This is a genomic window from Nocardioides coralli (assembly GCF_019880385.1).
In the GTDB taxonomy this organism is placed as follows: Bacteria; Actinomycetota; Actinomycetes; order Propionibacteriales; family Nocardioidaceae; genus Nocardioides; species Nocardioides coralli.
Window position 1 is genome coordinate 2,204,837 of record NZ_CP082273.1, and the last position, 21,676, is coordinate 2,226,512.

Genomic DNA, 21,676 nt, shown 5'->3' on the forward strand with positions numbered 1-21,676 from the left:
GGAACGGGCAGGTCATCCGGGGCTCCCGGGGCTGGTGTGCCACAGCTTGCGAGCCATGTCGGTGAGGGGACCCTTGACGGGGTCGCCGGCCGGCTTGATGTCGGCGTAGGGCGACATCTGGAAACCGCTGCTGTGGACCAGCACCCGCCGCTGCGCGGGGTGCACGAACCCCTCCGGAACGGTGGCGATGGCCTCGTGGACCGCGTCGATCCCGTCCCGCTGCCACAGGTCGTGGAGGGCAGGCAGCTCCCAGGCACCGGTCGCCCGCAGCGACACCCCGCGGTAGCCGGTCCGGCGCAGCTCGCCGCGCACCACCAGCAACCAGGAGCCGAACACCGTGGCGGCGTAGGGACCCTGGGCGTCCTCGAAGAAGGTCGCGTCGACCGGGCCGGTGGCGTCGTCGAGGGTCAGGAACACCACCCGGCGCCCGGACCGGACCGGGGGCGTCTGGGTGGCGACCTTGACCCCGGCGACCAGCAGCTCGGCCTTGCTGCGCCGCTGGAGCAGGTCACGGCTGCGGGTGACGCCGAGCTCGTCGAGGAACCCGGCGTAGCGGTCGACGACGTGGCTGCTGACGTCGAGGCCGAGGATCTCCAGCTCGGCGCGGAGCCGTTCCTCGGCGGTCATCTCCGGCAGCCCCGACACCTCCAGACCGGACACCTCACCCTCCCCCGGCCGGTCGTCGAGGTCGAGGGTGAGCTGGACGGAGTCGACCGGCGCCGCCGGCGGGGTCGCCCGCGACTGCGCGCTGGCGCGGGCCCACACCCCGCCGTGGGCGAGCGCGTGCCGCTCGGTCGGGGGTGCAGCCGCGCGGTCGAGCGGGTCGGTGCTGTTGCGGCCGGCGGCCGCCGGGACCGGCTCGGTGCGGGACGGCGTCAGCCGGCGCCGGGAGCCGAGGCCGCGCCCGCGCGCGGCGCGGTCGAGGGACCGGGCGTGGCGGTCGAGCTCGGTCACCTGCAGCAGCAGGTCACGGCGGGTGGGGCCGGCCGAGGGGGCCGTGGGCGTCCCGATGTCGTAGAGCCGGTCGAAACCGCCGGTGAGCACCAGCCGCTCGACCACCGGCCGGGAGACCCTGGCGCGGTGCCAGAAGTCGGTCAGGGAGTGGAAGGGGCGGCTGGCCAGGATCCGGGCCACCTCGGTGTCGCTGATCCCCTTCACCTCGGACAGTGCGAGCCGGATGGCGTGGGTGGTCTCGACAGCCCCCTCCCCCGGGTCGCCGGGCACCGGCTCCACGAGGTGCTCGCGGCCGCTGGCGTTGACGTCGATCCCGAGCACGGGGATGCCGCACTGGCGGGCGTCGTCGAGGATCAGCCGCTTGGGGTACATGCCGGGGTCGTGGGTGAGCACCCCGGCCAGGAAGTGGGCGGGCCAGTGGGCCTTGAGCCAGGCGGACTGGAAGGTCGGCAGCGCGAACGCCGCGGCGTGGGCCTTGCAGAACCCGAAGCTCGCGAACGCCGCCAGCACCTCCCAGACCCGGTCGACGACCGGCAGCGGGTAACCGCGGCCCAGCGCCCGGGGGTAGAACCACAGCTTCGTCTCGGCCATGCCGTCGACGTCACCGAGCGCCCGGCGCTTCTCGTCGGCCTCGGCGTAGGAGATGCCGGCGAAGAGGGCGATCATCTCGATCACCTGCTCGTGGAAGACCACCACGCCGTGGGTGCCCTCGAGGATCGGCCGCAGGTCGTCGTGGAGGTAGGCGACCTCCGCCCAGCCCTGCTTGACCTCCAGGTAGGGGGTGATCATGTCGCTCTTGACCGGCCCCGGCCGGAACAGCGAGATGTCGGTGATGATCTCGGAGAACGACTCGATGCCGGACTTGCCGACCAGCTCGCGCTGGCCGGGCGACTCGATCTGGAAGACACCGAGGGTCCTGGCCTCGCTGATCATCCGGTAGGTGTCGGGGTCGTCGAAGGGCACCTGGGCCTCGTCGTCGAGGTCGATCCGCTGCCCGTCGACCCGCTCGATCTCGGCCACGGCGTGGGCCATCGCCGACTGCATCCGGATGCCGAGCACGTCGAGCTTGAGCAGCCCGAGCTCCTCGACGTCGTCCTTGTCGAACTGGCTCATCGGGAAGCCGGCGAAGGAGGCCTCGACGGGGGTCCGGTCGAGCAGGGTGGTGTCGGAGAGCAGCACCCCGCACGGGTGCATCGCGATGTGGCGGGGCAGCCCGTCGAGCCGCTCGACCAGACCGAAGAACAGGTCGAGCCGCGCATCGGTCAGGCCGCTGGCCGCCAGCTCCGGCAGGTCGCGCAGCGCAAGCCGCGCGTCGCGGGCCCGGATGTGGGGGAACGCCTTGGCGATGGCATCGACCTCGCCGGGTGGCATCCCGAGTGCGGCGCCGACGTCACGCACGGCGTGGCGCACCCGGTAGGTGTCCATCATCGACACGCAGACGCAGCGCTCGCCGCCGTAGCGGTCGAGGATCGCCTCGTAGACCTCCAGCCGGCGGGCGGACTCCACGTCGAGGTCGACGTCGGGCAGGGACCCGCGCAGCGGCGAGAGGAACCGCTCGAAGAGCAGGTCGTGGCGGAGCGGGTCGACCCCGGAGACACCGAGCAGGTAGTTGACCAGGCTCCCGGCACCGGAGCCCCGGGCGGCGCACCGCACCCCCATCTCGCGGACCAGGTCGGTGATGTCGCCGACGGTGAGGAAGTAGGAGGCGTAGCCCAGGCCGCGGACGATCTCCAGCTCGTCGTCGAGCCGCTTCCAGATCCGCTGCCGCGGCGCGGAGCCGTAGCGACGGCCGATGCCCGCCTCGCAGCGCTGGCGCAGCAGCGCGTCGGCCGGATCACCCCCCACCGCGCCCCCCTGCCGGTCGAGCCGGTCGAGCCCGCCGGCGACCTCGAGCTCGGGCAGGTGGACCTCGCCGATCCCGAGGTCGCCCCGGGGGTCGAGGGCGCACCGGTCGGCGACGGCCCGGGTCGCGGCCAGCAGCCGGCGTGCCTCGCGCTCGCTGTCGGCAGCCAGGCCGCTCATCCGGCAGACCTCCTCGGCGACCTCGGCCATCTGCTTGCCGGACTTGAGGAAGCCCTCGGCGTTGCCCCGGTCGAGGTGGCGCCGGTCGAGGGCGACCAGCCGGCGGGCCGCGTCGAGCACGTCGACGGTCGGGGCGTCGGTCCGGTCGGCGTAGCGGACCGCGTTGGTGAGCACCGTCCCCAGCCCCGCCTGCCGTGCCAGGCCGGCCATCCGGGCGGCGTGGACGGTGGTGCCCGGACCCCAACCACCCTCGCGGCCGGGGAGCCGGTGGGAGACCAGCTCGAGCAGCAGGTTGGCGGTCGGGACCACCTCCCGCCACGGCGCGAGCGCGGCCAGCGCGAGGTCGTCGCGACGGCGGGTCACCGCGGCACCGACCGGTGATCCCGGTCCGAGCAGCACCACCACGTCGCCACTCCCGAGGTAGGGAGCCAGCAGGTCGAGGGTGGCCACCGGACGGCCCCGTTCGCCGGCGAGGTGGACCGCCGAGAGCAGTCGGCAGATCGCCGCCCACCCGGCCCGGCCGCCGCCGGGACCACCCGCGTGGGCCAGCAACGTCACCCGGGGCAGGCCCCCGCGGTCACCGGGCAGGTCGCGGAACGCGCCGCCCCTGACCGGCGTCCGTGACCGGCTCGTCGGACGTGGGCTGTCCCCGGGATCGAGCGCCAGCTCGACGCCGAGCACCGGTCGGATGCCCGCGGACCGACAGGCCGTCGCGAACTTGACCGCGCCGTAGGTGCCGTCGCGGTCGGTGAGGGCCAGGGTGTCCATCTCCTGCTCCGCGGCCCGCTCGACCAGGGCGTGGGGGTGGGACGCGCCGTACTGCAGGGAGTAGCCGGAGGCGACGTGGAGATGGACGAAAGGCTCAGGCGACACCGGTCCGCCCGCCGGCGACCACGGTGATCCACCCCGGCAGCGCCGGGTGCGGGACCAGCCCGAGGCTCTGCTCGACCACGTGGAGGAACCGGTCGGCGTCGCGGAGCAGGTCGTCGGCCTCCCGCTCGGTGACCGCCCGGGTCGAGCCCGCCTCGGCCGCGGCCCGCTTCGCGGCACCGGCGGCGAAGAACCGCGCCCACTCCTCCAGCTCGGGGGCGACCTCCGCGAGCAGCACCCAGGCGTTGCGCTGCTGGCGTCGCCGCCCGGCGGCCGGTCGGGCACGGGCGGCCAGCAACGCGGCGGCCGCCCGCAGCGCCGCCACGTGGGCGCAGGCGTAACGGGTGGGGACGTCGGGGGCGGTGATCGCCTCCTGCAGCGAGGCTGCAGCCCGGTCGAGGTAGGCGTGGGTGGTGGCGGGGAGCCCGACCGGGGTGGTGGGCTGCGACGCCGAGGGGTGGGAGACGTGGTCGTGAGGTCGCATCGTGACCGGCCCTCAGTCGACGCAGCCGACGAGCTGCCAGCTGCCGACGGTCCAGTCGAAGGAGAGGTCGAAGACCCCGGCGTCCGCGCCCGGGTCGGGTCCACGGCCGGCCTCGACCCGCCACAGCTCCCGCTCCCCCAGCAGGTCGGCGGGTGGCGCGACCCCCGCCTCGACGTGCCCGACCTGCCCGACGTGCCCGACCTGCCCGACGTGCCCGAGGTGCTCGGCGGGCCCGTCGGACCCGATCACCGCCCGGACGCCGGCCGCCTGCCACCAGGGACCGGTCTCCACCCAGCGGGCCAGCACCGACCGCACCTTCCACAAGCGTCCGTGCCAGAGGAACTGCTCGGGTCCCTCGCCACGATGGGCCGGGCCCTCCACCCAGCCCCGGCGCACCTCCACAGGGTCGTCGTACCGCCTCACCGTCGTGCTCCTCCCGGTGTCGTCGACCCCTCGACCCCGCACGGACAGCGACCTGGTGGTCCACCCGGCGGGGGCGGGGGTCGAGGTCGCCCCCACCGGGTCATCGAACATGTGTTCGAACAAGACCACGGTACACCGCCGGACCGACCTCCCGTCAAGGGTTCGTCGGCGAGCCGGGGTCAGGCCGGGATCAGGCCGGATCAGGCCGGATCAGGAAGGGCGGGAGGGGTGGTCGTGCTGGTCGGCGAGCGCGGCTCCCCGCACCCACTCGGCGGTGTCGCGCTGCACCAGGAACCAGGCGAGGGCCAGGTCGAGCACCGCCGCCAGGACGACCAGCGACAGGAACGGCGTCGGCGGGTCCGCGCGATAGACGACGTAGGCACCGAAGAGGTGCGAGGCCGCCAGGGCGACCAGGGACCACCGGGCCCAGCCGTGACCCTCGCGGAACAGCACCGCCAGCACCCAGGCCAGCAGCGCGTAGACGAGGAAGGACACCACGGCCACGGGGACGAACGCCGGGACCGAGATCACGCTGTCGCGCAGCGCCTCGAGACCGCCTTCCTCGACGATCGCCCGGGCGGTGGCGTTGGACTCGACCCAGGCACGCAGCAGGTCGTCACGGAGCAGGACGGTCAGCAGGGTGGCGAAGGCGCTGAGTGCCACCAGCAACCACTGCACCCGGACCGCGTTGCTCACCGAGCTCGGCCGCTGCCGCCCCATCCACGTCTCCTTCTCCCCCGGTCGACCTCGTCGGGCCGGTCCCCGGCCCGACATCCCCTGGCCCGACATCCCCTGGCCCGACATCCTTGGGGGCCCCGCGCCGTCGCTGGCTAGGGTCCGCAGTATGCCGTCCACCGAGCACCCCGCGATCACCCGCTTCCGCGAGGAGCACCAGCGGCGCGGCGGCGCCGGCGAGATCGTGCTGCTGCCCGAGTCGGTCCACACCGCCGCCCTGGCCGCCGAGGCCCTCGGCTGCGAGGTGGGCGCGATCGCCAACAGCCTGCTGTTCAGGACCGGTCTCGACGACCACGGTAACCCGGTGCTGATCCTCACCTCCGGCGCGCACCGCGTCGACGTGGCGGCCACGGCCGCCCGGATCGGTGCCGGCGAGCTCGCCCGGGCCGACAAGGACTTCGTCCGGCTCCACACCGGCCAGGTCATCGGCGGCGTGTCGCCCATCGGCCACCCCTCCCCGGTCCCGACCTACCTCGACCGCTGGCTGAGCCGCCACCCCGTGGTGTGGGCGGCGGCCGGGCACCCGGCGGCCGTCTTCTCCACGACGTACGACGAGCTGCTCGCCCTCACCGGCGCCACCGAGGTCGACGTCGACTGACCGCGGGCGGCGTCGCCGCGGCGTCCCTATGATCGGGGCGTGGACGCCCTCCCCCTCGCCTTCTCCACCGGCTGGGCCAGCGGCGTCAACGCCTACCTCGTGGTGCTGTTCCTCGGGCTGGCCGACCGGACGGGCTACCTCGAGCAGGTCCCCGACGTCCTCGGCTCCTGGCCAGTGCTGCTGGCGGCCGGGGTCCTCTACGCCTTGGAGTTCGTCGCCGACAAGATCCCCTACCTCGACTCGACGTGGGACGCCGTGCCGACCGCGATCCGACCAACCGCGGGGGCGGTCATCGGCGTGCTGCTGGCCGGCGAGGCCTCCTCTCTCGAGCAGGCGGTCCTCGGCGTGGTCGGCGGTGGCACCGCCCTCCTCTCGCACCTGGTGAAGGCCGGCAGCCGCCTGGCGATCAACACCTCCCCCGAGCCGGTCTCCAACGTCGCGGCCAGCATCGGGGAGGACCTGGCGGTGCTCGGGGTGGTCTGGTTCGCGATCGAGAACCCGCGGGCGGCGGCGGCGATCGCCGGCGTCCTGCTGGCCGTCGGCCTCATCGTGCTCTACCTCGTGGCTCGGCTGGTGCGGCGTGGCTGGCGACGCTGGCGGGGCCGGAGGAGCGGTGACGCGGTGACGTCCCCGGCGCCACCACCCGGCTAGATTCCGACCCATGCGGGTCGTGGTCGTGGGCGGGGGGCTCGGCGGGCTGGCGTCGGCCGCGCGGCTGGCCAAGCTCGGCCACCAGGTGACCCTCGTGGAGGGCAGCGAGACCCTGGGGGGTGCCCTGACGCTCGAGACCCGCGACGGTTTCGCTTGGGACCGGGGGGCCCACTCGACGCTGCTGCCGGCCGTGCTCCGCGACCTGTTCCGCAAGTCCGGGCGGCCACTGGAGAAGGAGGTCGACCTCGAGCCCGTCGAGGTCATCCGCACCCACCGGTTCGAGGACGGCACCGAGCTTCGGCTGCCCGGCGGCTCCCGCGCCCGCCAGCTGGAGGCCTTCGAGCAGCTCGGGTCCGGACTCGGTGCCGCCTGGGTCGACCACGTCGCGGCCTACACCGACGTCTGGGAGACGGTACGCCGCCAGTACCTGGAGGTGCCGTGGACGCGTGACGACCTCTCCCGCGAGCTGGCGGCAGTCCTCGAGAGCCGGGAGACGATGCAGCGACGGCTGCGCCGAGCCTTCCGCGACGAGCGGTTGCGCCTCGTCGCCGGCCACCGCTACGTCCTCGAGGGTCACGACCTGCGCAACGTGCCGGCGTGGGTGGGCGTCCACGCCTACCTGGAGCAGCGTTTCGGCGCCTGGACCGTCCCCGGCGGGCTCGCGGCCTTGACCGACGCCCTCGCCCGACGACTGGCCACCCGGAAGGTGGAGGTGGAGACCGGCACCGCCGTCCGCGACCTCGTGGTGCGTGAGGGCCGCTGCGTCGGTGTCCTGACGGCGTCGGGCTCGCTGGACGCCGACGCCGTGGTGTGTGCCGTCGACCCGCGCCGTCTCCCCACCCTCGCGCCGTACGTCGCCCGCACCATGCCGGCGATACCGCCCGTCGTGACCCACCTCGGCCTCGCCGGCCCGCTGCCGGACGTGGGCCACGAGCTGGTGCTCCACGGCGACCCGCTGCTGGTGGTGAGGACCGGCGGCCGGGCACCCGCGGGCCACCACGCGTGGACGGTCCTGGGACGCGGCCGGATCGCCGAGGACCTCGTCCTGGCGCTCGCCCGCCAGCACCTCGACCTTCGCGCGCGCATCGTCACCCGGGTGGAACGCTCTCCCCGCTCACAGGTCGAGCACACGGGGTCGGCGATGGGGGTGCTGTGGCAGGGCCGGGGCACGGTGCGGCACCGGCTCGGCCCGACCACGCCCGTGCCGGGGGTCTACGCCGCCGGCGCCCACGCCACCCCCGGCGGCCAGGTCCCGTTCGTGGGGCTCTCGGCCGCCCTGGTCGCCCAGGCCATCGGGCCTGCGTGACCGGTCGCCCTCAGGCCGTGATCTGGAGCGCAGCGAAGATCTCGCGGGTGGCCCGGGACCGGTTGAGCGTGTAGAAGTGGAGCCCCGGCGCACCGCGGTCGAGCAGCTCCTCGCACAGCTCGGCGGCCAGGGCGATCCCTTCGGCGCGGAGCGCCACCGGGTCCTCGGCGTAGACCTCGACCCGCCGCCGTACGTCGCCCGGGATCTCGCGACCGGAGAGCTCGGCCATCCGCGCGACCTGGCGCAGGTTCAGGATCGGCATGATGCCCGGGAGGATCGGGATCTCGACCCCGGCCGCGCGGGCACGCCCCACCAGCTCGAGGTAGTCGGCCACCCGGAAGACCATGTCGGTGATCGCGAACTCGGCACCGCACCGCTGCTTCTCCAGCAGGACCGCGGTGTCGCGCTCGATCGAGTCGGCGCCGGGGTGACCGCCCGGGAAGGCCGCCACCCCGACCGTGAACCGCGGCGCGGCCAGCGTGACCAGCTCGCAGGCGTGCGTGAAGCCGCCCGGTGTGGGGGTCCACTCAGCCCGCGGACCCGACTGCGGATCGCCGCGCAGAGCCAGCACGTTGTGCACTCCCGCGGCGTCGTAGGACGCCAGGATCTCCTTCAGCTCGGCACGGGTGTGACCGACGCAGGTGAGGTGGCCCATCGGCACCAGCGAGGTCTCCCGTGCTATCCGGCCGGTGATGCGCACGGTCGTGTCGCGGGAGGTGCCGCCCGCCCCGTAGGTGACGGAGACGAACGTGGGCCGGTAGGGCTCCAGCTCGGCGATCGCCCGCCACAGCTGCTCCTCCCCCGCCTCGTCCTTCGGCGGGAAGAACTCGAACGAGAAGGAGCGCTCGCCGGCGCGGATGAGGTCGGCGATGCTCTGGCGCGGGGCCTGGTCGGGCATGACCGGCAGTCTAGGCAGCAGCCGGTGCCCGACCCGGTGACGTCCACTGGCTAGTCTCGCCCGCGTGACCAGCTGGGACGGCGCGGACTTCCGGGAACGTGTCCAGGCCGTGCTCGACGCCTTCCTCGACGAGATGGGTGACCGGCTGGCCCCCCTGGGCCCGGATGCGTCGCGGTTGCTGGCGGAGGCACGGCGCTCGGTGCGTGGGGGGAAGCGGTTCCGCGCCGCCTTCTGCTACTGGGGGTTCCAGGCCGTACGGCGCTCCGAGGACGCCGACGAGGACGCCCTGCTGCGCGCCTGCGCCGCGCTCGAGCTGCTGCACGCCAGCGCCCTGGTCCACGACGACTACATGGACGCCTCCGACACCCGGCGCGGCCGACCCGCGGTCCACCGCGCCTTCGAGGCGGAGCACCGCGCCACGGGCTGGCGCGGCGACCCCGAGCAGTACGGCGCCGCGGCGGCCATCCTGCTCGGCGACCTGCTCCTGAGCTGGTCGGAGGAGCTGCTGCGTCGCTGCGGCCTCCCGCTGGAGCGGGTGGCGGCCGCGATGGGGCTCTTCGACCTGTGTCGCAGCGAGGTGATCACGGGCCAGTTCCTCGACGTTTCGGTGCAGGCACGGGGGGCGGCTGACGTCGACGCGGCCATGACGGTGCTGCGCTACAAGTCGGCGAAGTACTCCATCGAGCGACCGCTGCACATCGGGGCCGCCCTGGCCGGCGGCGACGACGAGGTGCTGGCGGGCCTGTCGGCGTACGGGCTGCCGCTCGGGGAGGCCTTCCAGCTCCGCGACGACCTGCTCGGCGTCTTCGGCGACACCGCCACCACCGGGAAGCCGGCCGGGGACGACCTGGTCGAGGGCAAGCGCACGGTGCTGGTGGCCCTCGCCCTGGACGCCGCGCCGGCCGAGGACGCCGCGCTGCTCGACCGGAGCCTCGGCACGCTGCTCGACGAGGCCCTGCTCACCGAGCTGCGCCGGATCATCGACGACTCGGGTGCGCACGCCCAGGTGGAGGGCGTGATCGGCGATCTCGTGCACCGGTCGCTGGTCTCCCTCGAGGACGCCGCCGTGCGCGACGAGGCCCGGGCCACCCTGCGTGACCTGGCCGCCGCGGCCACCGACCGCGCCGTCTGACGCCGTCCGCGCCAGCACGTCAGGCGACCGGCACGTCAGGCGACCGGCACGTCAGTCGAGCCAGGTCACACCCGTCACCTCGGGTCCCTCACCCCGCATCAGCACGCTGAAGGGCCCGCCCCGCTCCGCGTTGACGCGCGTGCCCAGCACGCTGAGCGCCACCGAGAACGCCTGGGGCTCCGAGCGGGCGAAGGCACCCCAGCCGTCCCACAGCAGCACCGTCCCGTCGCCACCGTCGACGTCGCTCAGGCAGTCGGCCAGGGCGTCGAAGTTCTGGCCGTACCAGTCGGGGAACTCCAGGGCCTCCCCCACGCGCGCCAGGAACTCCGACTTGGTCTGGGCGGCGAGCCCGTCGACGTAGCCGAAGCGCCACCCCGCGTGCTCGACCGCGTGACACACGTCGGCGACGTCGAAGCCCGCGTGCCACCGGTAGATCCCGGGCTGCTGGTGCCGCGCCAGCACGGCCGCCAGTCCGCTCACGTCAGCTCCACCTCCTGCTCGAACCTCACTCGATGATCCTCCAGAACGACGCGTAGTGGTCATCGGTCCAGAAGCGCTCGCCGTCGGAGCCGGCGACGATCCGCCGGGCTCCGCGGTCCGGGGACCCCGGGGTCTCCACGGTGTACTCGCGGTAGTGGCCCTCCGGCCGGTCGGGCAGCAGCCCCTCCCGGTTGAAGAAGGTCCCGTCGTCCTGCGCGTAGGGGTAGGGGCCGCCGCGCTCGATCAGGTCGAGCGTCGTGCGCGCCTCGGGGGGCAGCTCGGCGACCTCGACCGTGGGCAGTCCGCCGACGGTGTCGCCGGTTCCTGTCTCCTCCAGCGTCCCCGCGCCGCCGGCGCCCTGCCACCACAACAGACCGACCAGGACGAGGCCGGTGGCGAGCGCGAGCAGGACCCGCCAGGGACCGGTGGTCGCGCGCGCCGTCACCTCAGAAGCCCATGGCCTGCGCCCGGCGCTTGACCTCCGAGCCGCGGTTCTCCCGGAGGGCGTCGATCGGTCGACCGGGCAGGTCGGCGTCGGTGAACAGCCAGGCGATGCACTCGCGGTCGTCGTAGCCGGCGTCGTGAAGGAGCGTCAGCAGACCGGGCAGGCCCTTGACCACCAACCCCTCGTGGAGGAACTCTGCCGGCACCCGGGGCCCGGCGCCCTCGGTGGGCACGGCCGCCGCCAGCTCGTGGTCGCGGATCATGGTCCGCACCTTGGCGGGGGTGACCCCCAGCTCGGCCGCCGCCTCGGACCAGTCCAACCAGTGGGGCACGAGCGCCTCGAGGTCGGCCTCGTGCAACGGCGTCGATGCGTCACTCACCGCTCCAGCCTAGGCAGCGGCACCCGGCCGGGACCAGCCGGGCCGCCACGCCGGGGCCGGGGCAAGCGGCCACCGGGCCGCGCATCTCCGTACGATGGAGCACCCGGATCCTTCCCCGTCCGGTAGCAGGAGGGTCGTCGTGACGTCCGATCAGCGCGCCCGCGTGGGTGAGAGCAGCGCTGTCGGCGACCCCGTGTCCGGCCGCCTCCTGGACGGGCGCTACCGCATCGGCCCGCGGATCGCCCGCGGCGGCATGGCGAGCGTCTACGAGGCCACCGACCTCCGCCTCGACCGGACGGTCGCGGTCAAGGTGATGCACCCCGGCCTCGGCGACGACGAGGAGTTCGCCTCCCGCTTCGTCCGCGAGGCCCGCGCCGCGGCCCGGCTCAGCCACCCCCACGTGGTCTCCGTCTTCGACCAGGGCAACGACGGGGGCACGGTCTTCCTCGTCATGGAGCTCGTCGCCGGCCACACCCTGCGCGACCTGGTGCGCAAGGAGGCCCCGATGCCGCCGGCCCGTGCCCTGGCGCTCATCGAGCCGGTCCTCTCCGCCCTCGCTCACGCCCACCGCGCGGGCCTCATCCACCGCGACATCAAGCCCGAGAACGTCCTCATCGCCGACGACGGCCGGGTGAAGGTGGCCGACTTCGGGCTCGCGAAGGCGGTCAGCGCCGACACCCAGCACACCGCGACCGGTGGGGTCCTCATCGGCACCGTGTCCTACCTCGCCCCCGAGCTGGTCGTCGACGGCCGCGCCGACGCGCGCGCCGACGTCTACGCGGCCGGGGTCGTCCTCTACGAGCTCCTCACCGGGGCCAAGCCGCACGAGGGCGAGTCGCCGATCCACGTGGCCTACCAGCACGTCCACGCCGACGTCCCGGCCCCCTCCCAGCGGGTGGGCGAGCTGCCGGCGTACGTCGACGCGCTGGTGGCGCGCGCCACGGCCCGCGACCGCGGTCAGCGCCCCGCCGACGCGGGTGTCCTGCTCCACCACGTCCACCGCGTCGCGCAGGCGGTGGCCACCGGGGTGACCGACGACCCCGAGCTGGCAGCGGACCTGCGGCCGGCTCCGCCGATGGTCGAGGACACCGAGCCCGACCCGTTCGACACCGGCGAGCTCGCGACCCTGCTGGCCCCGGCGGACGCCCCGGCCGTGGTCGGCAACCACACCACCGACCTCCAGCCGGTGCCCCCACGCCCACCGGTCCCCGCCACTCCCCCGACCGGGCGTCGTCCCCGGCGCTCCCGCAAGGGACCACTGCTCCTGCTGCTGGCGCTCCTGCTGGCCGTCGGGGTCGGCGTCGGCGCCTGGTGGTTCGGGTTCGCCCGCTGGACCCAGACGCCGAGCGTGCTCGGCCTCAAGGAGCCGGCGGCGGTCACCAAGCTGGAGGCGGCCGGGCTCCGGACCGACCTGGGCGAGCCGGCGTACTCCGAGACGGTGCCGGCAGGCCGGGTGCTCAGCACCGACCCCGCGGCCGGCGAGCGGGTCCTCGACGACGGGACGGTCACCCTGGTGGTCTCTCTCGGCAAGGAGCGCTACGAGGTGCCCGAGGTCCGGGGCATGAGCGAGGACGAGGCACAGGACGCGCTGGCCGCGGCCAACCTCGAGTTCGGCGAGTCGGTCGGCCGGTGGTCCGAGCGGCTGCCGGAGGGCACCGTCCTGGGCAGCGACCCCGAGACCGGGACCTCGCTGCGCCCCGGCACCGTCGTCGACTTGGCGGTCAGCAAGGGACCGAGACCGATCCGGGTGAGGGACTGGACCGGGGAGGACGCCGACCGGGCGCAGGACGCCCTGGAGGGGCGGGGACTCGAGGTCGTCCGCGGCGACCCCGCCTACTCCGACTCCGTTCCCGAGGGGCACGTCATCAGCCAGGACCCCAGCAGCGGCACCCTCTACCGGGGCGACACCGTGACGCTCGTCGTCAGCGAGGGGCCGGAGCTGGTCGAGGTGCCGAGCGGGCTGGTCGCCTCGGGGGTCGACGCCGCACGACAGCGCCTGGAGTCCCTCGGGTTCTCGGTGCGGGTGCGGGAGGACGACAGCTACATCGGCCTCCAGTACGTCCTGCGGGTGGACCCCCGGTCGGGATCGATGGTGCCCAAGGGCAGCACCATCACCCTCTACCTGATCTGACGCCGCGGGCGGATACGGTGCTGAGCCGTGGGTCCCGACGTCGCAGCCGAGCGCAACCCCGTTGGCACCCACGTCCGGATCGGCCGGGGGCTGGTCGACGGTGCGCTGGCGCAGGCGGTGGCGCTGGGGTGTGAGGCGATGCAGGTCTTCGCCGGCAACCCGCGGGGCTGGGCCCAGGCGGCCGGCGACCCCCGCCAGGACGCGCAGTTCCGCGAGCGGACGAAGGAGCTCGGGATCCGGGTGTTCGTCCACGCGCCCTACCTGGTCAACCTCGGCTCGCCGACGCCGGCGACGTACGAGAAGTCGGTGAGCGCGATCGCCCACAACCTGCGCCGCGCGGCCGACATCGGCGCGGAGGGGGTCGTCGTCCACACCGGGTCCTACGTCGACCCCACCGACTCCGCCGAACGCCTCGCCGTGGCCATGCGCCAGGTGCGTGAGGGTCTGCTGCCGCTGCTCGACGCCCTGGCCGACGCCGCCGACGGCGACGACGGGGCCGGGCCGGCCCTCCTCCTCGAGCCGACCGCGGGCCAGGGTCGGTCACTGTGCGCCGGCGTCGCCGACCTCGCTCCCTACCTCGACGCCCTCGACCACCACCCGAGGGCAGGGGTGTGCCTCGACACCTGTCACGTCTTCGCCGCCGGTGCCCCGCTCGACGATCCGGGAGGGGCCGCGGCGACGCTCGACGAGGTGGTGCGCATCGGGGGCGCGGGTCGTCTGCGGCTGGTCCACGCCAACGACTCGAAGGACGTGCGCGGCGCGTTCCGCGACCGCCACGAGAAGATCGGCGAGGGCCACATCGGGGTGGCGGCGTTCGCGGAGCTGCTGGCCCACCCCGCCACCGAGGGGGTGCCCTTCGTCCTGGAGACACCCGGCTCCCGCGACGCGGGCGACCCGGGCATCCCGCTGCTGAAGTCGCTGCGCGCGCGGGTCCACATGGCGTCACCGTGACCTGGGCGTGATCCGCCTCCCCTAGCGTGCGCGCATGGTCGTCGTGATGTCCCCCGGCGCCACCGAGGAGGAGGTGGCCCACGTCGTCGAGCGCGTGGAGAGCGTCGGAGGCGAGGCGTTCGTCTCCAAGGGGGTGGTCCGGACCATCATCGGGCTGGTCGGTGACGTGGACAGCTTCCACCACCTCAACCTGCGGACGCTGCCGGGCGTCGCGGACGTGCACCGGATCTCCGACCCCTACAAGCTGGTCAGTCGTCAGCACCACACGGAGCGCTCGACCGTCTGGGTCGGGCCGGACACCCACCAGGTGCCGATCGGACCCGAGACCTTCACGCTCATCGCGGGACCCTGCGCCGTCGAGAGCGTCGAGCAGACGATGGAGGCGGCGCGGATGGCCGCGTCCGCGGGCGCGACGCTGCTGCGGGGCGGGGCGTTCAAGCCGCGCACCTCGCCCTACGCCTTCCAGGGCCTCGGCGTGCGCGGACTGGAGATCCTGGCCGCGGCTGGTCGGGCCACCGGTCTGCCGGTGGTGACCGAGATCGTGGACGCCCGCGACGTCGACGTGGTCGCCGAGCACGCCGACATGCTCCAGGTCGGCACCCGCAACATGGCGAACTTCGGCCTGCTGCAGGCCGTGGGCGGTGCGGGCAAACCCGTCCTCCTCAAGCGCGGCATGACCGCGACGATCGAGGAGTGGCTGATGGCGGCCGAGTACATCGCGCAACGCGGCAACCTCGACGTCGTGCTCTGCGAACGCGGCATCCGGAGCTTCGACAGCACCACCCGCAACACCCTCGACATCTCGGCGGTGCCGATCGTGCAGTCGACCAGCCACCTGCCAGTGATCGTCGACCCCTCCCACGCTGCGGGCCGCAAGGACCTCGTCGTGCCCCTCTCGCGGGCGGCCATCGCCGTCGGCGCCGACGGCGTGATCGTCGACGTCCACCCGGACCCCGAGAACGCCCTCTGCGACGGTCCGCAGGCGCTGCTGGGCAACGACCTGCGCGAGCTCGCCAGCGCCGTACGCCGGCTCCCACCGCAGGTCGGGCGGCAGGACGCGGCCACTGCCGTACGCACGACCTGACCGCCCCCCGGCCTCTAGGCTGTCCGGCGAGAGGGGGACCGAGGCCATGAACAGCTGCGTCCAGTGCGGGCACCAGCTCGGGATCGGACGGTTCTGCATCAACTGCGGGCACCCGGTCGGCCAGCCGGTCGACGCTCCTCCCGACTGGCGCACCGACACCGTGGAACGGCCACGGGTGACCGACCCGCCGCCGGAACCGGTCCTGCCGCCGCCCGCGACCGACCCGCCGGAAGCCGCGCGGTTCCCCCTGTTCGCCGACGAGGCGGCACCGGGGCCGGTCGAGGCGACGCCTGCCCCCGCGCCCCCTCGTGCCGAGGCGGACGAGCCGCACGCCCATTCCCACCGGCACCGCCGCCGCGGCCCCGCGGCGCTGCTCCCCTGGCTGCTCGGCCTGGTGGTCCTGGCCCTGGTCGCCGGTCTCGGCGTGTGGCTCCTGGTCGGCGGTGACAGCCCCAGCACGACCGCGGAGGAGGCCGAGCCCACGGCGCCGGCGGATCCCGACGCGGAGGCCGCGCCGAGCGAGCCCGAGACGAGTGACAAGACGGACGACGGAGGCAGGGACCGCAGGGAGAAGTCGCAACCCACACCGCGTGGCCGGCCGGAGAACCTGGCGCCGTTCGCCGCGGTCTCGGCACCCGACTCCGCCCGTCCCAGCACCGACACCGACGGACGGACCGTCCAGTACGTCGCCGACAACATGGTCGACGACTCCCCCACCACGGCCTGGCGGATGCCGGGCGACGGAACCGGTGAGTCGATCACGTTCCGCTTCGACGACCCGGTCCGGCTGCGGCAGGTCGGCCTGGTCAACGGCTACGCGAAGACCGCCTCCGACTCGCGGGGCCAGCTGGACTGGTACCGCGGGAACCGCCGGATCCGCGAGGTCGAGTGGACCTTCGACGACGGCACCGTGGTCACGCAGCGCCTGCGCGACACCCGCGACCTGCAGAGCATCCGCGTCGACCGGGTCGACACCGAGTCGGTGACCCTGCGCGTCCTCGCGGTCTCCCCGCCCGGACCCGGGCGCGCCTCCCGGAACTACACCGCCATCAGCAGCGTCCGCCTCGTCGGCGCTCCCCTCGGCTGACCGGGCGCACCCCGCTCAGGAGAGCGAGGCGAGGGTGGCGGCGGCCTTCTCGGCCGCCGTGCGGTCGACGTCGAGGTGGGTGACGAGCCGCACCGTGCGCGGCCCGACGGCCCCGACGAGGACGCCGGCCTCGCGGGCCCGCGCCACGAAACCCGGGGCGTCGTCGTGGGGCAGGACGACGATGTTGCTGTGGACCGTGGCCGGGTCGACCCCGACCGCGTCCGCCAGCAGCCTCGCGTGCTCGTGGTCCTCGGCCAGCCGCTCGAGGTGGTGGTCCAGGGCGTGCAGCCCCGCCGCGGCGAGGACGCCGACCTGGCGCATCCCGCCGCCGAGCCGCTTGCGCCACACCCGCGCCTCGGCCACGGCCGGGGCCGAGCCGACCATGAGGGAGCCGACCGGCGCACCGAGGCCCTTGGACAGGCACACCGCCAGCACGTCGGCGACCTCGCCGTACGTCGTGAGCGGCACGCCGGTCGCCACGTGGGCGTTCCAGATGCGGGCACCGTCCAGGTGGACCCCGGTGCCGACCTCCGTGGCCCACCGGCGCAGCGCCTGCAGGTCCTCGACGGGGGCCACCGATCCTCCGGCGAAGTTGTGGGTGTTCTCCACCGAAACCGCGGCGGTGGGCACGAAGAACGGACCCATGTCGGGCGCGTACATGTCACGGACGGCGGCGAGGGGGATCGAGCCGTCCGGCGCGTGCCAGGTGCGCATCGTGACCCCCGAGACCGCACCGTGGGCGCCCAGCTCGGCGCGGGCGATGTGGGCACGCGCCTCGCACAGCACCTCCTGGCCGGGTGCGACGAGGCTGCGCACCGCCAGCACGTTGGCCATCGACCCGGTCGGCGTGAACAGCGCCGCCTCGTGGCCGAAGAGCCCCGCGACACGCTCCTCGAGCGCGGTGACCGTGGGGTCCTCGCCGTAGACGTCGTCACCCACCTCGGCGGCCGCCATGGCACGGCGCATCGCCTCGGTCGGTCGGGTGACGGTGTCGCTGCGCAGGTCGATCACGGGGCCGAACCTAACCGAGCGGGCGTCACGTCGACGGCGGGGTCTCCGTACGCCGGAGCATCCCGGCCACCAGGAAGGCCAGCTCGAGGCTCTGCACCCGGTTGAGGCGCGGGTCGCACACCGACTCGTAGCGGGAGGACAACCCGGCCTCGTCGAGCAGCTCGCTGCCGCCGACGCACTCGGTCACGTCGTCCCCGGTGAGCTCCACGTGGAGCCCGCCCGGCCAGGTGCCGAGGGCCCGGTGCACGTCGAAGAAGCCCTGCACCTCGTCGATGACGTCGTCGAAGCGGCGCGTCTTGTAGCCGGAGGACGCCTCGAAGGTGTTGCCGTGCATCGGGTCGCAGACCCAGGCCACCTCGACCCCGGCCGCCGTGACCTTCTCGACGAGCGCGGGCAAGCCGTCGCGGATCCGCCCGGCACCGAAGCGGGTGATGAAGGTCAGGCGCCCCGGCACGTTGTCGGGGTTGAGCCGGTCGGCCAGCGCCAGCGCGTCGTCCGGCGTGGTCGAGGGACCGAGCTTGACCCCGATCGGGTTGCGGATGTGGCGCAGCAGCTCGACGTGGGCGCCGTCGAGCTGGCGGGTGCGCTCGCCGATCCAGACGAAGTGACCCGAGACGTCGTAGGGGTCACCGGTCCGCGAGTCGATCCGGGTCATGGCGTGCTCGTACTCGAGGACGAGCGCCTCGTGGCTGGAGTGGAAGTCGACGCGGTGGAACTCGTCGGGGTCAGCGCCGATCGCCTTCATGAAGGTCAGCGCACGGTCGATGTCGTCGGCGATCTCCTCGTAGCGCTGCCCGGCGGTCGAGGAGCGCACGAAGTCGGTGTTCCACGTGTGGACCTGGCGCAGGTCCGCGTAGCCACCCGTGACGAAGGCACGGACGAGGTTCAGGGTCGCCGCAGAGGCGTGGTAGACGTCCACGAGGCGCTGCGGGTCGTGGCGACGGGACGCCTCGGAGAACTCGAAGCCGTTGACGGCGTCGCCGCGGTAGGCCGGCAGCGTGACGCCGCCGCGGGTCTCGGCGTCGGACGAGCGCGGCTTGGCGTACTGGCCGGCGATCCGGCCGACCTTCACCACCGGCACCGAGGCGGCGTAGGTCAGCACGACGGCCATCTGGAGCAGCACCCGCAGCTTGTTGCGGACGTTGTCGGCGGTCACTCCGGCAAAGGTCTCGGCGCAGTCGCCACCCTGGAGCAGGAACGCCTCGCCACGGGCGACCTGCCCGATCTTGCCCAACAGGTCGTCGCACTCGCCGGCGAAGACGAGCGGGGGCTGGGTGCGGAGGCGGGCGACGGCGGCGGCCACGGCCGCCGGGTCGTCGTACGTCGGCTGCTGCGCGGCGCCCCTGGCGTGGAGCGCGGCGAGATCGGGGATGGAGCTCACCGCTCAAGCGTACGCGCGGCCGCAGGGCCCTCCTGCATCCGCGGACAGGCGTGGACACGGGGTGGGAGGTGGGTCACTCCGCCATCTGGTCCGGCTCGCGGAAACCGGTGCGCTGCGCGCGCAGCCCCCGGTTCGCCAGCCAGGTGAGTGCCCACAGGACGACACCGATCCCGAGCAGCACGACGGCGATCCGGTATTGGATCCAGTCCTCGGGGTCGCGCGCCCAGGGGCCGGCCAGGAAGAGGCACAGCACCGCGGCGACGGCGGGGAGGGCGGTCGGGGCGCGGAAGGTGCCGCGGGTGCTGGTGTCGCGGCGGAGCACCAGGCACGCCACGTTGACGATCGCGAAGACGATGAGGAGCAGCAGCCCTGTGGTGCCGCTGAGCGCGCCCACGACGCTGCTCTCGGCGTTGAGGGTGACCCACGTCAGGAGGCCGAGGGCGAGCAGGGTGGTGAAGGCGATCGCCGTCCACGGCGTCCGCCGCCCGGGCAGCACCCGACCCAGTGCCCGTGGCAGCACGTCCTGGCGGGCCAGGCCGTAGACGAGCCGACTCGCCATTAGCATGTTGATGAGGGCGGTGTTGGCCACGGCGAAGACCGTGAGGAACGGGAAGACGTCGCCGACCGGCAGGCCGGGCAGCCCGGCGCGCACCACCTCGATGAGGATGCCGGTCTCGCCCTCGAAGCCCTGGATCTCGCCGATCGGCAGCACCATGACGACCGACACGGCCACCAGCATGTAGAGGACCACGGCGATGCCGAGCCCGGTGAGCATGGTGCGCGGGAAGATCCGCTCGGGGTCCTTGGTCTCCTCGACCATGTTGACCGAGTCCTCGAAGCCCACCATCGCGAAGAAGGCGATGGCGGTCGCGACGGTCGTCGCCGCGAACATGGAACGGTCGGAGGCGTTCTCGAACACGACGATGCGCCCGAGGTCGGCGCCCTCCTGGGTCATCACCCAGAACCCGATGAGCACCACGATGAGGAGGGCGGTCAGCTCGACGGCCGTGAGGACGACGTTGAAGCGGACGCTCTCCCCCACGCCGCGCAGGTTGAGCGCGGCCAGCAGCACCATGAAGGAGAGGGCGACGACCAGGGTCAGCGTCGAGCCCGGTTCTCCGTCCTGCACGCCGAAGCCGACCAGGAGGTTGGCCGCCAGGAGGTTCGACGACGTCGACGCGCTGGTGATGCCCGAGCAGACCACGGTGAAGGCCACCAGGAAGGTCACGAAGTGGATCCCGAAGGCCTTGTGGGCGTAGAGGGCGGCGCCGGCCGCCTGGGGGTACTTGGTCACCAGCTCCAGGTAGGCGAAGGCGGTGAGGGTCGCGACGGTGAACGCCACGAGGAACGGCAGCCACGCGAGACCGCCGACCTCGCCGGCGATGTCACCGGTCACGGCGTAGATGCCGGCGCCGAGGATGTCCCCGACGATGAAGAGCAGCAGCAGGCGGGGGCCGAGGACGCGCACGAGCTGGGGCTCGTGCTGCTCCTCGACGCGCTCCGTGGGCGTGGTGGTCACGACGTCTCCGTCCCGAGAGTGGTGGCGCCCATGGTGGCGGCTGGCGGCGCGATTGACCAGCGCCTGAGCCGCGGCACTCAGCCGAAGAAGACCTCCGCCTCGGCGTACTCCTCGGGACTGACGAGCTTGAGCTCCCCGGTGCCCTCGATGAGCGGGACCCGCACGATGTCGGTGCCGCGCAGGGCCATCATGGTGCCGAAGTCGCTGTCGGCCACGGCGTCGATCGCATGGATGCCGAACCGGCTCGCGAGCCAGCGGTCGAAGGCGGTGGGAGTGCCGCCCCGCTGGATGTGACCGAGGACGACGGCACGGGCCTCGGCCCCGGTCCGGTCCTCGATCTCCTTGGCGATCCGGTCGCCGATCCCGCCGAGGCGGACGTGCCCGAAGGCGTCCTTCTCACCGGACACCAGGGTCATGTCGCCCCCCTCCTTCGGGACGGCGCCCTCGGAGACGACCAGGATCGGCGAGTAGCGGGAGTCGAAGCGCGACTCCACCAGCCGGCAGACCTCCTCGATGTCGAAGGGCTGCTCGGGGATCAGCACGATGTTGGCGCCGCCGGCGATGCCGGCGTGCAGGGCGATCCAGCCGGCGTGACGGCCCATCACCTCGACCACGAGGGCGCGGTGATGGGACTCGGCGGTGGTGTGGAGGCGGTCGATCGCCTCGGTGGCGATGTTGACCGCGGTGTCGAAGCCGAAGGTGAAGTCGGTCCCCGACAGGTCGTTGTCGATCGTCTTGGGCACGCCGACCACGTCGACGCCCAGGTCGGAGAGCTTGGTGGCCACGCCGAGGGTGTCCTCGCCGCCGATGGCGACCAGCGCATCGACGCCGTCGCGGGCGAGGTTGTCCTTGATCTTCTCGACACCGCCGTCGAGCTTGAACGGGTTGGTGCGGGACGAGCCGAGGATGGTGCCGCCGCGGGGCAGGATGCCGCGGCACTGCTCGACCCCGAGCTCCATCGTCAGGCCCTCGAGGGGGCCCTTCCAGCCGTCGCGGTAGCCCACGAACTCGAGCCCGTGGACCTTGACGCCCTTGCGGACGACGGCCCGGATCACGGCGTTCAGGCCGGGGCAGTCGCCCCCACCGGTCAGCACTCCGACGCGCATCGAGACTCCTCGCAGTCTGATTGGAACGA

Annotated in this window: 20 protein-coding genes and 1 pseudogene; 9 read left to right on the forward strand and 12 right to left on the reverse strand. The window is 73.6% G+C overall.

The genetic code is table 11. The features are described from left to right. Positions 1–12: 12 nt before the first annotated feature. The 4 genes from K6T13_RS10740 to K6T13_RS10755 form a co-directional block, all read right to left on the reverse strand. Complete coding sequence (locus K6T13_RS10740; RefSeq protein WP_222894573.1) at positions 13–3,849, reverse strand: DNA polymerase III subunit alpha; 3,837 nt, start codon at positions 3,847–3,849, stop codon at positions 13–15. Continuing rightward, a complete protein-coding gene (locus tag K6T13_RS10745) occupies positions 3,839–4,330 on the reverse strand; it encodes an SAV_6107 family HEPN domain-containing protein (RefSeq protein WP_222894574.1) in 492 nt (163 codons plus the stop codon). Before K6T13_RS10745 ends, K6T13_RS10740 begins: the two co-directional genes overlap by 11 nt. A 12-nt stretch (positions 4,331–4,342) precedes the next feature. Then, on the reverse strand, positions 4,343–4,753 hold the full coding sequence (locus K6T13_RS10750) for a DUF6504 family protein (protein WP_222894575.1): 411 nt from the start codon (positions 4,751–4,753) through the stop codon (positions 4,343–4,345). Between the two features lie 210 nt (positions 4,754–4,963). After that, on the reverse strand, positions 4,964–5,473 hold the full coding sequence (locus K6T13_RS10755) for a hypothetical protein (RefSeq protein ID WP_222894576.1): 510 nt from the start codon (positions 5,471–5,473) through the stop codon (positions 4,964–4,966). A gap of 124 nt (positions 5,474–5,597) precedes the next feature. Between K6T13_RS10755 and K6T13_RS10760 the strand changes: the two genes are divergently transcribed. Genes K6T13_RS10760 through K6T13_RS10770 form a run of 3 tightly spaced genes read left to right on the forward strand, consistent with a single transcriptional unit; the run spans position 5,598 to position 8,043 of the window. Continuing rightward, a complete protein-coding gene (locus K6T13_RS10760; RefSeq protein WP_222894577.1) occupies positions 5,598–6,086 on the forward strand; it encodes a YbaK/EbsC family protein in 489 nt (162 codons plus the stop codon). Between the two features lie 39 nt (positions 6,087–6,125). Then, positions 6,126–6,737, forward strand: coding sequence for a DUF4126 domain-containing protein (locus K6T13_RS10765; RefSeq protein ID WP_222894578.1), 612 nt, complete (start codon positions 6,126–6,128; stop codon positions 6,735–6,737). 10 nt (positions 6,738–6,747) lie between these two features. After that, positions 6,748–8,043 carry a phytoene desaturase family protein gene (locus tag K6T13_RS10770; protein ID WP_222894579.1) on the forward strand — a complete coding sequence of 432 codons (1,296 nt, stop codon included), beginning with the start codon at positions 6,748–6,750 and terminating at the stop codon, positions 8,041–8,043. Positions 8,044–8,053: 10 nt separating this feature from the next. Here the strand turns inward: K6T13_RS10770 and metF are convergent, their stop codons facing one another. After that, positions 8,054–8,941 (reverse strand): methylenetetrahydrofolate reductase [NAD(P)H], encoded by an 888-nt coding sequence (gene metF / locus K6T13_RS10775; protein ID WP_222894580.1) that lies wholly within the window; start codon positions 8,939–8,941, stop codon positions 8,054–8,056. A gap of 64 nt (positions 8,942–9,005) precedes the next feature. Between metF and K6T13_RS10780 the strand changes: the two genes are divergently transcribed. Continuing rightward, entirely contained in the window at positions 9,006–10,073 is a 1,068-nt protein-coding gene (locus tag K6T13_RS10780; RefSeq protein WP_249423733.1) for a polyprenyl synthetase family protein, read from the forward strand. Positions 10,074–10,124: 51 nt separating this feature from the next. On the opposite strand, the gene K6T13_RS10785 is transcribed toward K6T13_RS10780, so the two are convergent. Genes K6T13_RS10785 through K6T13_RS10795 form a run of 3 tightly spaced genes read right to left on the reverse strand, consistent with a single transcriptional unit; the run spans position 10,125 to position 11,377 of the window. Then, a complete protein-coding gene (locus tag K6T13_RS10785) occupies positions 10,125–10,553 on the reverse strand; it encodes a barstar family protein (RefSeq protein ID WP_222894581.1) in 429 nt (142 codons plus the stop codon). A gap of 25 nt (positions 10,554–10,578) precedes the next feature. After that, positions 10,579–10,998, reverse strand: a complete 420-nt coding sequence (locus tag K6T13_RS10790) for a guanyl-specific ribonuclease (RefSeq protein WP_249423734.1) — start codon at positions 10,996–10,998, stop codon at positions 10,579–10,581. Between the two features lies 1 nt (position 10,999). Then, positions 11,000–11,377, reverse strand: a complete 378-nt coding sequence (locus K6T13_RS10795) for an Rv2175c family DNA-binding protein (RefSeq protein WP_222894582.1) — start codon at positions 11,375–11,377, stop codon at positions 11,000–11,002. A 163-nt stretch (positions 11,378–11,540) separates the two neighbouring features. Between K6T13_RS10795 and pknB the strand changes: the two are divergent. From pknB to K6T13_RS10815, 5 genes and pseudogenes are all read left to right on the forward strand, one after another. Beyond that, a pseudogene (pknB, locus tag K6T13_RS10800) lies at positions 11,541–13,292 on the forward strand (Stk1 family PASTA domain-containing Ser/Thr kinase); the annotation flags it as partial. A gap of 33 nt (positions 13,293–13,325) precedes the next feature. Then, positions 13,326–13,508 carry a PASTA domain-containing protein gene (locus K6T13_RS17625; RefSeq protein WP_346729110.1) on the forward strand — a complete coding sequence of 61 codons (183 nt, stop codon included), beginning with the start codon at positions 13,326–13,328 and terminating at the stop codon, positions 13,506–13,508. A 27-nt stretch (positions 13,509–13,535) separates the two neighbouring features. Next, the gene (locus K6T13_RS10805; RefSeq protein ID WP_222894584.1) at positions 13,536–14,459 is read left to right on the forward strand and encodes a deoxyribonuclease IV; all 924 of its coding nucleotides are present in this window, start codon (positions 13,536–13,538) and stop codon (positions 14,457–14,459) included. A 34-nt stretch (positions 14,460–14,493) separates the two neighbouring features. Continuing rightward, a complete protein-coding gene (aroF, locus tag K6T13_RS10810) occupies positions 14,494–15,543 on the forward strand; it encodes a 3-deoxy-7-phosphoheptulonate synthase (protein WP_222894585.1) in 1,050 nt (349 codons plus the stop codon). A 46-nt stretch (positions 15,544–15,589) separates the two neighbouring features. After that, the gene (locus tag K6T13_RS10815; RefSeq protein WP_222894586.1) at positions 15,590–16,630 is read left to right on the forward strand and encodes an NADase-type glycan-binding domain-containing protein; all 1,041 of its coding nucleotides are present in this window, start codon (positions 15,590–15,592) and stop codon (positions 16,628–16,630) included. 15 nt (positions 16,631–16,645) lie between these two features. On the opposite strand, the gene K6T13_RS10820 is transcribed toward K6T13_RS10815, so the two are convergent. The 4 genes from K6T13_RS10820 to K6T13_RS10835 all read right to left on the reverse strand — a co-directional run bounded on the left by K6T13_RS10820 (position 16,646) and on the right by K6T13_RS10835 (position 21,647). Continuing rightward, positions 16,646–17,641, reverse strand: coding sequence for a threonine aldolase family protein (locus K6T13_RS10820; RefSeq protein ID WP_222894587.1), 996 nt, complete (start codon positions 17,639–17,641; stop codon positions 16,646–16,648). A 25-nt stretch (positions 17,642–17,666) separates the two neighbouring features. Next, entirely contained in the window at positions 17,667–19,022 is a 1,356-nt protein-coding gene (locus K6T13_RS10825; protein WP_222894588.1) for a class II 3-deoxy-7-phosphoheptulonate synthase, read from the reverse strand. Positions 19,023–19,095: 73 nt separating this feature from the next. Continuing rightward, a complete protein-coding gene (locus tag K6T13_RS10830; RefSeq protein WP_222894589.1) occupies positions 19,096–20,541 on the reverse strand; it encodes an APC family permease in 1,446 nt (481 codons plus the stop codon). Positions 20,542–20,618: 77 nt separating this feature from the next. Then, entirely contained in the window at positions 20,619–21,647 is a 1,029-nt protein-coding gene (locus K6T13_RS10835; RefSeq protein ID WP_222894590.1) for a 6-phosphofructokinase, read from the reverse strand. Positions 21,648–21,676: the final 29 nt, after the last annotated feature.